At 58.7% G+C, this 13,161-nt stretch carries 10 protein-coding genes; 2 read left to right on the forward strand and 8 right to left on the reverse strand.

Going from position 1 to position 13,161, the window contains the following annotated elements; all coding sequences use genetic code 11:
* Positions 1-52 precede the first annotated feature (52 nt).
* From VGE55_RS10845 to VGE55_RS10860, 4 genes are read right to left on the reverse strand one after another with little or no spacing between them, the layout of a single operon-like run.
* A complete protein-coding gene (locus VGE55_RS10845; protein WP_331131705.1) occupies positions 53-913 on the reverse strand; it encodes a mechanosensitive ion channel family protein in 861 nt (286 codons plus the stop codon).
* Positions 910-3,792: an excinuclease ABC subunit UvrA gene (gene uvrA, locus VGE55_RS10850; protein ID WP_331131706.1), complete on the reverse strand. Its 2,883-nt coding sequence runs from the start codon at positions 3,790-3,792 to the stop codon at positions 910-912. Before uvrA ends, VGE55_RS10845 begins: the two co-directional genes overlap by 4 nt.
* A 33-nt stretch (positions 3,793-3,825) precedes the next feature.
* A complete protein-coding gene (locus VGE55_RS10855) occupies positions 3,826-4,344 on the reverse strand; it encodes a DUF4118 domain-containing protein (protein ID WP_331131707.1) in 519 nt (172 codons plus the stop codon).
* Positions 4,341-5,216, reverse strand: coding sequence for an alpha/beta hydrolase (locus tag VGE55_RS10860; RefSeq protein WP_331131708.1), 876 nt, complete (start codon positions 5,214-5,216; stop codon positions 4,341-4,343). Before VGE55_RS10860 ends, VGE55_RS10855 begins: the two co-directional genes overlap by 4 nt.
* 149 nt (positions 5,217-5,365) lie before the next feature.
* Here VGE55_RS10860 and VGE55_RS10865 point away from each other — a divergent pair, with 149 nt between their 5' ends.
* Both VGE55_RS10865 and ssb read left to right on the forward strand, forming a co-directional pair.
* Positions 5,366-6,598, forward strand: coding sequence for an MFS transporter (locus VGE55_RS10865; RefSeq protein WP_331131709.1), 1,233 nt, complete (start codon positions 5,366-5,368; stop codon positions 6,596-6,598).
* Between the two features lie 61 nt (positions 6,599-6,659).
* A complete protein-coding gene (gene ssb / locus VGE55_RS10870; protein WP_331131710.1) occupies positions 6,660-7,145 on the forward strand; it encodes a single-stranded DNA-binding protein in 486 nt (161 codons plus the stop codon).
* 556 nt (positions 7,146-7,701) lie between these two features.
* On the opposite strand, the gene VGE55_RS10875 is transcribed toward ssb, so the two are convergent.
* The 4 genes from VGE55_RS10875 to VGE55_RS10890 form a co-directional block, all read right to left on the reverse strand.
* Positions 7,702-8,916 carry an MFS transporter gene (locus VGE55_RS10875; RefSeq protein WP_331131711.1) on the reverse strand — a complete coding sequence of 405 codons (1,215 nt, stop codon included), beginning with the start codon at positions 8,914-8,916 and terminating at the stop codon, positions 7,702-7,704.
* Positions 8,917-9,008: 92 nt separating this feature from the next.
* On the reverse strand, positions 9,009-10,571 hold the full coding sequence (locus tag VGE55_RS10880; RefSeq protein WP_331131712.1) for a methyl-accepting chemotaxis protein: 1,563 nt from the start codon (positions 10,569-10,571) through the stop codon (positions 9,009-9,011).
* A gap of 165 nt (positions 10,572-10,736) precedes the next feature.
* A complete protein-coding gene (locus tag VGE55_RS10885; RefSeq protein WP_331131713.1) occupies positions 10,737-12,488 on the reverse strand; it encodes a hybrid sensor histidine kinase/response regulator in 1,752 nt (583 codons plus the stop codon).
* Entirely contained in the window at positions 12,485-13,132 is a 648-nt protein-coding gene (locus VGE55_RS10890) for a response regulator transcription factor (RefSeq protein WP_331131714.1), read from the reverse strand. Before VGE55_RS10890 ends, VGE55_RS10885 begins: the two co-directional genes overlap by 4 nt.
* Between the last annotated feature and the right edge of the window lie 29 nt (positions 13,133-13,161).

The raw sequence follows: 13,161 nt of genomic DNA on the forward strand, positions 1-13,161 counted from the left end.
GGCCTTGTGGATTGAAAAAAGGATCACTCAGTGGCCACACCCGCCAAATGGTTCAGTCGGCTGCTTTGTGCAGTGTCATCTGCGGGAATGGAATTTCCACCTGTTCCCGGTCGAACACATTCTTGATGCGCCGGAAATATTCTCGCCGGATGGCCCACTGCTCACCGCCCACGGTTTTAAACCGGCAGCGGATGACCACGGATGAATCGCCCAGCATTTGAACGCCCATCACCATGAATTCGCCCATCAACTGGTTTTTCCACGGTTCCTCATTCAACATGCTCTGGCCCACCTCATCCATCAGTGCCATGGCGCGCTGCACATTTTCTTTGTAGGCAATGCCCACATCAATAATGGCGTACGAAAAGCCCATGGACATGTTGGTGACCGAGCTCACCACCCCATTGGGCACAAAGTGCACATTGCCCTCTGCGTCGCGCAGGCGCACATAGCGCAAGGTCACTTCTTCCACCGTGCCGGTGCGGTTGTCCAGCGTGACCACGTCGCCCACACGGATCTGGTTTTCAATCAGCAGCACAATGCCGGTGAAGTAATCCTTCACCAGGCTTTGTGCACCAAAGCCCACAGCAATGCCCACCACCCCGGCAGCCGCCAGCATCGGTGCAATCGAAATGCCGATGGTGTTCAGTGCCGCCAACACACCCATGATCATGATGACGATGTTGGCCACGTACTTGAACACCCGCATCAAGGTCTCGATGCGTTTGCGTTCACCGCGTGTGGCGGCCTTGGCTTGCAGGCGTTTGCCCACGCGTCCAATAAACACTTTGACCACTTTGAGCACCACCGCGGCCAGCACCAAAATGAGCACAAACTTGATGCCCAGCGTGGTCCATTCCACCCATTTGGAATCCTCAATGCGGTCCATCCATTGATGCCAGTTGAATGTCATGCCACTTGTCCTCCCGCAGTTTGTTTGGCCATGTGTTTCATCATTTTGCTCAAAAAGCGCCCTGTGTGGCTGGCTTTGTTCTTGGCCACTTCAGCCGGTGTGCCTTGCGCCACCACGGTACCGCCGCCATCGCCACCTTCCGGGCCCATGTCAATAATCCAGTCGGCACAGCGAATCACATCCAGGTTGTGTTCAATCACCAGCACGGTGTTGCCTTGCTCCACCAGCGGGTTCAGTACTTTCAGCAACAGGGCAATGTCATGGAAGTGCAAGCCAGTGGTGGGTTCATCCAGAATATAGAGGGTTTTGCCGGTGTCGCGTTTTGAAAGCTCCAGCGACAGCTTCACACGCTGTGCTTCGCCGCCTGACAAGGTGGTGGCCGATTGGCCCAAGCGAATGTAACCCAGCCCAACATCCATGAGTGTGTGCAGTTTTCGCGAAATGGTGGGCACGGCCGCAAACACCTCCAGCGCCTGCTCCACCGTCAGGTCCAGAATTTCGGAAATGTTTTTGCCCCGGTAGAGAATTTCCAGGGTTTCGCGGTTGTAACGTTTGCCGTGGCACACATCGCAGGGCACATACATGTCGGGCAAAAAGTGCATTTCCACTTTCACCACGCCATCGCCCTGGCAGGCCTCGCAACGTCCACCTTTCACGTTGAATGAAAAGCGGCCCACGTCGTAACCCCGCTCGCGCGCGGCTGGCACGCCCGCAAACAGTTCGCGAATCGGCGTGAACAAGCCCGTGTACGTGGCCGGGTTGCTGCGGGGTGTGCGGCCAATGGGGCTTTGGTCCACCGCAATCACCTTGTCGAAATGTTCCAGCCCGGTGATCTGCTCGTGCGGTGCTGCTTCCGAATGGGCGCGGTTCAATTGCCGTGCAGCTTCAGCCAACAGGGTGTCGTTGATCAGGGTTGATTTGCCCGAGCCGGATACGCCTGTTACGCACACAAACAAGCCCACGGGAATGTCCACCGTGACGTTTTTCAGGTTGTTGCCCCGTGCACCGTGCACCGTCAGTTTGCGAGCTGGGTCTGCCTTGCGCAGGGGCGACAGGCGATCAATCTTCAACACACCACCCAGATATTGGCCGGTGAGTGAATCGGGGTTGTCCAGAATGTCCTGCGGTGTACCAGCCGCCACCACATGGCCACCATGTTCGCCCGCACCGGGGCCCATGTCCACCACGTAGTCGGCACAGCGTATGGCGTCTTCGTCGTGTTCCACCACCAATACCGTGTTGCCCAGGTTTTTCAGGCGCAGCAGGGTTTGAATGAGCCGATCATTGTCCCGCTGGTGCAGTCCAATCGACGGTTCATCCAACACATACATGACACCGGTCAGGCCCGAACCAATTTGACTGGCCAAACGGATGCGCTGGCTTTCGCCGCCACTCAAGGTGTCGGCACTGCGGTTCAAGGTGAGGTAATTCAAACCGACATCGTTCAAAAATTGCAGGCGGGCTTTGATTTCGGAAATCACTTTTTCGCCAATCTGCCCTTTCGCCCCGCGCATCTGCAGGCTGTTGAAATAGTCCAGGCATTTCTGAATGGGCAACTCAGTCACTTCATGCAGGGCCTTGCGTTGTTCGGCGTCGCCAATGAACACATGGCGTGCGCCGGTTTTCAAGCGTGAACCACCACAGGCCTGGCATGAGCGCACCGCCATCAGTTTGCCCAGTTCGTCCCGCACGGCCGAGGAGTCGGTGTCGCGGTGGCGCCGGGCCAGGTTGGTCACAATGCCTTCGAAGGCGTGGGTTTTGCACACCGGCTTGCTGCGTTCGCTCAAGTACGTGAAGGTGATTTCATCGCTGCCCGAGCCGTACAACACCACCTGCTGCACATCGTCGGGCAGTTCATTCCAGGGGGTTTCCAAATCGAAACCATAATGCGCGGCCAGGCTTTGCATCATTTGATAGTACAAGGCGTTGCGTCGGTCCCAGCCGCTGATCGCCCCTGCCGCCAGCGACACTTCCGGGTGGGCCACCACGCGCAGCGGGTCGAAAAAGGTTTCATGGCCCAGGCCGTCGCACACCGGGCAGGCACCCGCCGGGTTGTTGAATGAAAACAGCCGAGGCTCCAGTTCGGTCAGGCTGTAGTCACACACCGGGCAGGCAAACTTGCTGGAAAACAGGGTTTCCTGTTGGGTGTCCAAATTCAACGCAATGGCTTTGCCGTCGGTAAGCCGCAACGCAGTTTCAAAACTTTCGGCCAGGCGTTGGCGCGCATCCATGCGCACTTTCAACCGGTCCACCACCACATCCAGGTCATGTTTGTGGTGCTTGTCCAGCACGGGCAAGCGGTCCAGTTCCACCACCTCGGCCTGGGTTTGCGGCCCGGTCTTCAAGCGCACCCGCACAAAGCCTTGTGCGCGCAAGTCGTTCATCAGTTCGCTGTGTTCGCCTTTGCGCTGGTTCAGCACCGGCGCCAAAATCATCACCTTGGTGTCTTCCGGCCAACCCAGCACCGTGTCCACCATTTCGCTCACGGTTTGCACGCTCAGTTCCAGGTCGTGCTCGGGGCAGCGGGGTGTGCCCGCGCGGGCAAACAGCAATCGCAGGTAGTCGTGAATTTCAGTCACGGTGCCCACGGTGGACCGCGGGTTGTGGCTGGTGGCCTTTTGCTCAATCGAAATGGCTGGGGACAGGCCCTCAATCAGGTCCACGTCCGGCTTTTCCATGAGCTGCAAAAACTGCCGGGCATAGGCCGACAGGCTTTCCACATAGCGGCGCTGCCCCTCGGCGTACAGGGTGTCAAAGGCCAGCGAGCTTTTGCCCGAGCCCGACAAACCGGTGAGCACCACCAGCGAGTCACGCGGCAAGTCCAGCGAGATGTTTTTCAGGTTGTGGGTGCGCGCACCCCGAATGCGGATGGAATTCATGCAATACAGCGAAAGGACTTTGCGGCCAACCCATTAGTGTAATTGGGTTTTCTCTCCCTGTCCCACCGTCAGTCGCAGAGCGTCCATGTCCGCTTTGATCCGTTCACATTCGCGGGCCTGCACTTGCCGCAAGTTTTCCGAGTAGAGCATGGCCTGGTGGCGCGACTGCATCACCTTCATCACCAAGGTCTGTTGGTATCGCAGTCGCTGCAGGCGTTCAATCAGCACCGTCGTGCTCACGCTCACCAATGCAAAATCGGCCAGTGCCCACCATTCATGCGGCGAAATGCCGTCCAGCACATACACAGTCGGCTTGAACAACCCCTGGCAAGCCATGAAGCCGGTCAGGGTGGTCAGTAGCCCCCAACGGTACCCAAACACATAGGTGCTGCCCAAACCCACAGTGGCAAACAGGTACAGAAAGTCCACCCCATCAGCCCAGGGGTTCAACACCCAGTGCACCACGACCGACAGCAACACCAGGCCCAGTGATCCCAGCACTTTCTGTTCGGTGCTGTGGGGTGACCAGTCCGCCGCATTTTGAATGTTCATTGCACAAACTCCCGGGCTTTGCGGCGCAAACTGCGGCGCAATTCGGGTGAAATCACCTCGGGCACTGCAAACACGGCAGAACCTGTTTTGGCATTCATGCGTTCTTTCAGGAAGCGGGTCACGTCCTGCTTCACCTGTTCCCGTTCGTTGTCCACCGTGATCATGTGATAACAATCGCCCAGGTAAATGAACTCTTTGCTTGGGCTGGCCAATTGTTCAAAAGCCCGTTCCGGGGTTCGGATGTGGGCCACTTCATCGTCCACAGCGTGGATGAACAACGTGGGCGCCTTCACCGCGTGGAGTGTTCGCCACGCCGAGCGAATCAATTCAAAGCCATTCAAAATCAGGCGAAACTCCAACGCCTCCACACCCGACTCCGACACATGGTGGGATTGCATGGACTTTTTGATCATGGCTCGCAAGTCGGTGTTTTTCACGCCATAAGGCTCCTTTTCCAGCAGTTTGAACCGCCGTGCAAATGGGATGTAACGCGCCCAACGCATCAGGCCGCTGTACCAAGGCATGCTCCAGCCGTCGTAGGCCAGGCAGATCGACAACAGCACCAAGGCATCCACGTCCACTTGGGAAGCCACTTGCAGACACAATGTGGCGCCCATGGACAAGCCCACCAGCGAGACGCTCTCAAACCGGGTTTTCAACTGCCGCACGCGTTGTTCCAGCGCATTTCCCCAAGCTGTGTGGTCCGCCTCACCGCTGTCCATGGTGTAGCCGGGTATTCGGGGCACCACCACCGAAAACCCTTCCCGGTGCAAGGCTTGGGCCAGTTTGCCCAATTCAAGCTGATTGGCCCCCAGGCCGTGCACCAGTACGGCACAGTGCGGTCCAGCGGGCAGATTCAAGCAATCACTCATGGGATGTGTTTGGGTTGGTCAACAACACGGGCCACAGTAAGCCTGAAAAATTAAGTCGATCTTTATTCCTGATACCATAGGGGTTCCCGGCCCGTGCCGTTTGCAACAGCTTGCCGGGGGCAGTCCATCCATCGACCCACTGTGTTTCCATGAGCCGCAGCACCACCCCCGACGTTTTCAAGATGTTGCCCACCGAGCGCAAAGCCGCCGTGTGGTTGTCCAGCATCTACGCCTTGCGCATGTTTGGCATGTTCATGATCCTCCCGGTGTTTGCCCTGCACGCCAAAGGCTTGCCCGGCGGCGACAACACCAGCCTGGTGGGTTTGGCCATGGGCATTTATGGCTTGGCACAGGCCTGCATGCAAATCCCGCTGGGTTGGGCGTCTGACCGTGTGGGGCGCCGGCCCGTCATTATTGCGGGCTTGCTGGTGTTTGCGGCGGGCTGTTTTTTGGGTTTTAAAGCCCACACGGTCGAGCAGTTGGTGTGGGCCCGGGCTTTGCAGGGTGCTGGCGCCATTTCGGCAGCATTGTCAGCCTTGTTGGCCGATGTAACCCGCGATGAAGTCCGCTCCAAGGGCATGGCCATGATTGGCGCGTCCATTGGGGTTACCTTTGCCTTGTCGCTGGTGCTGTCACCCGTGTTGTACAAGTTTTTCGGTCTGGATGGCTTGTTTGGCCTCACCGGTGTGCTCAGCCTGCTGGCCATCGCCGTGGTTGTGTGGCAATTGCCCCATGTCACGCTGGAAGAACAAACCCGCAAGCTGGCGGGCAGTTGGGGCGAGTCGTTCCGCGTACTCACCCAACCCGACCTGCTGCGCTTAAATCTCGGCATTTTCATGCTGCACCTCACGCAAATGGCCATGTTCGTGGTGGTGCCCGGTTTGCTGGTGAGTGGCCTTGACCTTCCCTTGGCCCAGCATTGGAAGGTGTACCTGCCCGTGGTGGTGGGCTCGTTTGTGTTGATGGTGCCGCTCATGGTGTGGTCTGAAAAAAAGGCCAAAAACAAGGTGGTGAAACTGGGCGCGATTGGCCTGATGGCCTTGGTGCAGTTGGGTTTTGTGGTGCTGGCCGAGCACGGCTGGGTGCTGGTGGCGCTGTTGTTGGCCTACTTCATCAGCTTCAATTTGCTGGAGGCCACGCTACCCTCTTGGGTGTCACGGGTGGCACCACTCAGCCACAGGGGTTTGGCCCTGGGTGTATATAATACGTCTCAGGCCTTGGGCTTGTTTGCCGGCGGCGCGCTGGGTGGTCTGGCCTACAGGCATGTGGGTGCCCATGGCGTGTTTGAAGGCATCCTTGCGTGTGTGCTGGTGTGGCTGTTGCTGGCCGCTGGCATCCGCGCGTTGCCTGCCCGTTCTGCACCGCAGGCCGCCGCCGCATAGCTGTTTCTGTCGCACCCGTTTTCCCGCATTTGAACACAACAATTCTTGGAGCAATTCACACATGGCCTCAGTCAACAAAGTCATTCTGGTCGGCAACCTCGGCAAAGACCCGGATGTGCGCTACCTGCCCGACGGCGGTGCCGTGGTCAACATGTCGCTGGCCACCACCTCCAGCTGGAAAGACAAAAACTCGGGTGAGAAGAAAGAAGAAACCGAATGGCACCGGGTGGTGATTTATGGCCGTTTGGCTGAAATTGCTGGTGAATACTGCAAAAAAGGCCGTTCGGTGTACATCGAAGGCCGTTTGAAAACCCGCAAGTGGCAAGACCAGTCGGGTCAGGACAAATACACCACGGAAATTGTGGCTGACCAGATGCAACTGCTGGGTGGTCGTGACGGCGGCGGTGGCGGTTCATCCATGGGTGGCGGTGGCGATTTTGATTCAGCCCCTGCACCCAGCCGTTCCAGTGGTGGTGGCATGCGGTCTGCGCCGCAGCGCAGTGCGCCTCAAAGCGTGGCTGATCTGGACGACGACATTCCGTTCTGAGCTTGCTTGGGTGTGGTGAAAAAGCCGGTGTTGGTGAAGACCAATGCCGGTTTTTTTATGCCCTCCGGCAACACCGGTAACCCGGTCGTTTTTACAGCCCTCAGCAGCACCGGTGGCCCGTGCCGAACGCCCCCCGAAGGTAAAGGTTGCCCCGCGCCTTCGAACCGGACCGAGAACTCGCCACTGCGTGGCTCAGACAACTCGGTCCGTGTGTTCGAATGCTGTGCGGGTCAAACCGATCGGGTGGCTGACTGTTCGGCACCGGGCACACCGGTGTTGCTGGGGGCAAAAAGACTCGGTGCATTTGGTGGTGCCGGCTCAGCGGCCTGCGCGGCTCACCTCCCCTGCAGCGACAGTCAGGGCCATTGGCCCGAGCGTGACAAGCAGGCGCGGTGGGCTCAGCCTTCTGGCTGACCCAGAGGCCGATCCCGACTCGCTGTTTGGAGGGGCGGACTCAGCGATCGTGAGGCTCAGCGAGGGAAATACCAATGGACCGTCGCAAAGGGGAGTGAATGCGCTGGACGCTTTTCTAGGCTGGGTGCATTGGCGCGACGCTTCACGCCACCACCGCACTCCGAACCCGCGCCTCCCGAATCGGCAAATTCGCCACCGCAGCCATCGCAGCCAAGGCAATGTCCGCCATCCACATCCATTGGTAATTGCCAAATTCCACCATGGCCAGGCCGCCCAGCCAGGCGCCCAAAAAGCCGCCAATTTGGTGCGACAGCAAGGTCAGCCCAAACAGTGTGCCCAGGTAGCGTGTGCCAAACAGTTTGCCCACGAGCGACGCTGTGGGGGGCACCGTGGCCAGCCAGGTAAACCCAAGCCCTGCGGCAAAGGCGTAAAAGGTCCAGTCGGTTTTGGGCAGCAGCAGGTAAGCCACAATCAGCAGGCTGCGTGAGCCGTACATCACGGCCAGCACCATTTTGCTGCGGTGTTTGGATATGAGTTGCCCGACCAACAAGCTGCCCGCAATATTGGCCAACCCGATGATGGCCAGCGACCAACTGGCCACGTTGGCCGGCAGGCCGCACAAGGCCACTTCGCCCGGCAGGTGGGTGACCAAAAATGCAATGTGAAATCCGCAGGTAAAAAAGCCGGCATGCAACAGCAGGTAGCTGGGGTCTTTCAGGCTTTGCGCCACGGCCTGTTTCAGTCCGCCATCGCCGGGTTTGCCTTGGGTATCGGCAATCACGCCTTGCCCGGTGACCTTGTTCACCAAGGGCAGGGTGGCCAGTGCCACCAGCAGCATCGATCCTATCGCGCCCGCCCAACCCAGCCACTGAATCAACTTTTGCAGCAGTGGAGCAAACACAAATTGCCCCAGCGACCCCCCGGCATTGATGATGCCCGAGGCCGTGCCGCGCGCATCGGCCGGCAAGCGCTGGGCTGCAGCACCAATCAAGACCGAAAAACTGCCTGCACCCGAGCCGATGGCCGCCAGCAAACCAGCCGACAGCACCAGCATCCAGGCGCTGTCTACAAACGCGGTGAGCAAACAACCCAGCCCCAGCACCACCAAGCCACCCTGCAACACGGGCTTGGGCCCATAGCGGTCGGCCACAGCACCCGCAATGGGCTGGATGGCACCCCATGCAAATTGGCCAATCGCCAATGCAAAACTGATGGTGGCAATGCCCAAGCCCGTGCTGTTGTTGATGGGGCCAATAAACAGGCCCATGGACTGGCGTATGCCCATGGTGACCATGAGAATGCCGGCAGCAGCCAGCACGATGGGCAGCACTTCAGGGCGACGGACGTTTGCAAACATGATCAATCTCCGGGGGAGATTGGATTCTCGCGTTCAGCCTCCGAGATTGCAAACGCTTTTGTGGCGTTTGCAGTCTCAGGGTTTTCGAGTGTTCAGCGTGCGCTGGTCTTGAAGAACGACATCACCTCAGCCAGTTGGCTGGCCTGGGCCGACATCTGTTCGGCCGTGGCCGCCAATTCTTCGGAGGCCGATGCATTCTGTTGGGTGATCTGGCTCATCTGCTGCATGGCGCTGTTGATCTGCTCCACACCCACGGTTTGTTCCTGCGAGGCGCAGGTGATTTCCTGCACCAGGTCTGATGTGCGTGTAATCGCCGGCACCATCTGCCCCAGTAGCTGACCAGCCCGTTCAGACAGCTCAACGCTGCCTGCGGCCACCTGGCCAATTTCTGCAGCCGCCACCTGGCTGCGCTCGGCCAGTTTGCGCACCTCGGTGGCCACCACCGCAAAGCCTTTGCCATGTTCACCAGCGCGCGCCGCTTCAATGGCCGCATTCAGTGCCAGCATGTTGGTTTGGTAGGCAATGTCGTCGATGATGCTGATTTTCTCGGCGATGTCGCGCATGGCCGCCACGGTGGATGCCACCGCTTCACCCCCTTCGCGGGCCTGTTGGGCTGCCGTGGACGCCATGCCTTCCGTCACTTTGGCGTTGTCGGTGTTTTGGGCCACCGAGGTGGACATTTCTTCCATGGCGGCGCTGGTTTCTTCCACTGAGGCTGCTTGCTCACTGGTGGCGTGGCTCAGGTTTTGTGCGGTGGACGACACTTGCACCGATGCGCTGGAAATGTTGTCTGTGGCGCTGCGCACCTCTGTAATGATGCCCGACAGTTTGTCCACCATGGCTTTGATCGATGCCAACATGCTGGTGTTGTCGCCTGCTTGCAGGGGGATGCTCACCGACAGGTCGCCATTGGCCACCCGGCCTACAATGTTGTTGACCAAATTCGGCTCGCCACCCAATTGTTTCAGGGTGCTGCGCACAATCAGGATACCCACGGCCAGCAGGCCGCCCAGGGCAATCAGGGCCACCGTCAGCATGACCCCGTTGGCTTTCTCAGCGGCAGCGGCGCCTTCCACCACAGAGGCGTTGCCAATATTCACGTTCAGGTCGACGATCTGTTTGAGCAAATCTTCCGAGGCGTTGTACACCGGCAGCAAATCTTTCATTTGCTGGTAGTACCGCACAAACAATTGCTGTTGTTCCACTTCAGACCGTGTGCGGCTTAGCGCCTCAATGGTTTGCCGAATCTGGTCAGCACCCGCCTTCCATTCGCTTTGCTTGGCTTCAAACTGCTTCCACAACGCTGCTTCCTCGGCGGTTTGGGGCAGGGGTTCATACAGCTTCCAGCCTTCCTGCAGGCGTGCCCAACGCTTGTCCAGCGATTTCAAAATATTGTCGAACTCGGCCTGGGCTTGGCGGTCGTTTTCGTAAAACGCGACACGTCGGTTGGTCGCTTGGATGGCGGTGCGCGCATTCATCACGATTTCAAGGCCCAAAACCGAGGGCAGCCGAACCTGGCCGATTTCGTTCATGGAGCTGGTCACGGCGCGAATGCCCAAAAACCCGGTCAGGCTGCTGGCCAGCAGGGCGGCAATGGCGATACCCATCATCAGGGTGAGTTTGGTGCGAATGGTGAGGTTGGCAAAAGTGTTCACGGATTGTCCAGTTGCAGTGGGATGGAATGAGTGCCTGCGTTGAACAACCCGCAGCCGAAAGTGCCTTAGACCGCGAGGCGACGATGAACAGTACGGCTTTTGAACAGGGTGTAACCATACCCAATTCGTGCACCCCCCTGATCCGGCAGAACTCGGCCTAGGGGGTCAGGCGGGTTTGTCTTGCAACAGGTGGCTCAGCGCTGCACGCAGCTTGGCCGCACTCAGGGGCTTGTGCAGCAGGGGCAGTCCGGATGCCCTCGCTTCCCGTATGCGGTCAGGATCGGTGTCACCCGTCAAAATGGCCGCTGGTATGGGACCCCAGCGCGCACGAATGTCGGCAATCGCCTGGGTGCCTGTGGCGTCCAGGCGAAGTCGGTAATCCGCCAAAATGGCGTCCGGCATGAAGCCGCTGATCTGGATCAACTCCAGGGCTTCTTCAGCAGACTCGGCCGTGGTGGTGGCGCACTCCCAGCGCTCCAGCATTTCTGCCAAACCAGTCCGAATATCCGGGTCGTCATCGATGATCAGAATGGCTTTGCCTTGCAGTGCCAAACCATGGTCAGCCAATGCAGATTCATTGGCCCGCAGGTCGGCCAGTCGTCCCTGTTCCACGTGAATGGAAAACCGTGCGCCGTGGCCCACCCTGGAATCAATCGCAATGCGATGGCCCAGCAGGTCGGCCAGCCCATTGGCAATGAACAGCCCCAGGCCAAGCCCCTTCTCGCGGTCCCGTTCCGGGTTGTCGAGCTGAAAAAATTCATTGAACACTTGCTGGTGGGCCGATTCCGGAATGCCGATGCCGGTGTCAATCACATCAATGCGCAATTCAGAACCGCGCCGGCGGCAGCCCACCACCACGCGGCCAGCCGGTGTGTATTTCAGGGCATTGGCCACAAAATTTCGCAGAATGCGTTCCAGCAGATTGGGGTCGCTGCGCACCAGCAACCGGGTTGGTTGGATGTGCAGTTCAAGGCCTTTCACCTCGGCCTGGGCGGCAAACGTGTTTTTCAGACTGTCCAGCAAGGGCTGCAGCGGGAAACTGTGAACGTCGGGCGTGATGCTGGCGGCATCAATCCTTGAAAAATCCAGCAATGCGTTCAGCAGGCTTTCCAGCCCCCGGCCAGCGGCGCGTATGCGGCCCAGCATGCTGGCTTGTGGCCGGTTTTGAAGTTCCTGGCTTAGCACATCCACAAACAATTCAATGGCTTGAACCGGTTGGCGCAAATCATGGCTGGCGGCCGCCAAAAAACGTGTTTTGGCCAGGCTGGCGCGCTCGGCCACGTCTTTCTGGTGGCGCAGCGCCTTCACCAAATCGGCATTGCGAAAGCGCAGCTCCAGGGTTTCCAGCAACATGCGTTGCAGGTTTTTACCATAGTTGATGTTCACCAGCAGGAAGGTGAGCGACAACGTGGCCACCACGGCATGAAATTGCGAGCCCTCCACCAAGCAGCGCAGGGCAAAAGGGACCACGGTCGGTATGGCATACGCAGCATAGGCGGGCACATGGCAGCTGTGGGAAGACACGGCCCCGGCTGTCATGCCACCGAGCACAATCACCAGGGTCATCATGGCAATGGGCTCGTTTCCAAAAAACAGAATACCCATCGAACCCCACAAGCAGCCCGCAGTGAAGGTTTGTACAGTGGCGATCCGAATCCACCGGTCGGGCTCAAACGTTGAGCCTATTGAACGAAACCGACGCCTTATCCACCAACGAATGCCGCACAACAGGTAAATGGCGGCCACCCAGCCAAGCACCATGCCGTGCGGGCGCAGGTTCCAGAAAATTGCCCCCACCCCCGTGGCCGAGACGAGACTGCCAATCAGCACAAAGGGCAGGTGGTCAAACAGCAGTCGGCATTGTTCGCGGCGAATGTCGGCGGCGTAAGCTGTGTCGTCCGACGGCACTGTGTTCACACAAACCCCCGGCGCCTGGCCAGCACCACGGCCTCGGTGCGTGACTTGGCACCCAAGGCCCGGAACACACTGGCCACATGGCAGCGCACGGTGTTCTCGCTCATGTTGAGCGTTCGCCCAATTTCCTTGTTGGAGTGGCCTTCACACAGTTGTGACAACACCTCAACTTGACGGGGGGTGAGGTGAAAGGCGCTGCGGCTGGGCAGCGTGTTCACGGTGATGGGCATCTGCGATGACGGCGACTCCACGTGGCCGGCCAAAATGCGTTCAATCGCATTCAGAAGGTCATCTGCACTGCCCGATTTGGAAATGAAACCTTGCGCACCCTGGCGCAAGCCCAGTTGAATTTGGGCTGGGTCTGCCACACCTGAAATCAGGGCGATCGGGCTTCCGGGGAATGTGCGCCGAAGTGCCTGCAAACCTTCCAGCCCGGCAGCGTCGGGCAATTGCATGTCCATCAGGATGAGGTCGAAGTCAGACATCTCGTCGGCAAACCGCAGGGCTGGTTGCATGGCACCAAATTCATGAATGGTGACGGTGTCGTCCAGCCGCTGCAAAATATGCCGCAGGCCTTCCCTGAACAACAAATGGTCATCAATCACCAGCAAATTCATTGCATTCTCGCCCCTTTGGTTTTGCATCATGTCAAAACCCTGCGGGCGTGGCAATACAA

It is taken from the genome of Limnobacter sp. (assembly GCF_036405155.1).
Taxonomy (GTDB): Bacteria; Pseudomonadota; Gammaproteobacteria; order Burkholderiales; family Burkholderiaceae_B; genus Limnobacter.

Excerpts from the sequence above, each read along its gene's own strand:
- VGE55_RS10845 (WP_331131705.1), bottom strand. The coding sequence starts at position 913 with ATGACATTCAACTGGCATCAATGGATGGACCGCATTGAGGATTCCAAA.
- VGE55_RS10855 (WP_331131707.1), bottom strand. The coding sequence starts at position 4,344 with ATGAACATTCAAAATGCGGCGGACTGGTCACCCCACAGCACCGAACAG.
- ssb (WP_331131710.1), top strand. The coding sequence starts at position 6,660 with ATGGCCTCAGTCAACAAAGTCATTCTGGTCGGCAACCTCGGCAAAGAC.
- uvrA (WP_331131706.1), bottom strand. The coding sequence starts at position 3,792 with ATGAATTCCATCCGCATTCGGGGTGCGCGCACCCACAACCTGAAAAAC.
- VGE55_RS10890 (WP_331131714.1), bottom strand. The coding sequence starts at position 13,132 with ATGATGCAAAACCAAAGGGGCGAGAATGCAATGAATTTGCTGGTGATT.
- VGE55_RS10860 (WP_331131708.1), bottom strand. The coding sequence starts at position 5,216 with ATGAGTGATTGCTTGAATCTGCCCGCTGGACCGCACTGTGCCGTACTG.
- VGE55_RS10875 (WP_331131711.1), bottom strand. The coding sequence starts at position 8,916 with ATGTTTGCAAACGTCCGTCGCCCTGAAGTGCTGCCCATCGTGCTGGCT.
- VGE55_RS10865 (WP_331131709.1), top strand. The coding sequence starts at position 5,366 with ATGAGCCGCAGCACCACCCCCGACGTTTTCAAGATGTTGCCCACCGAG.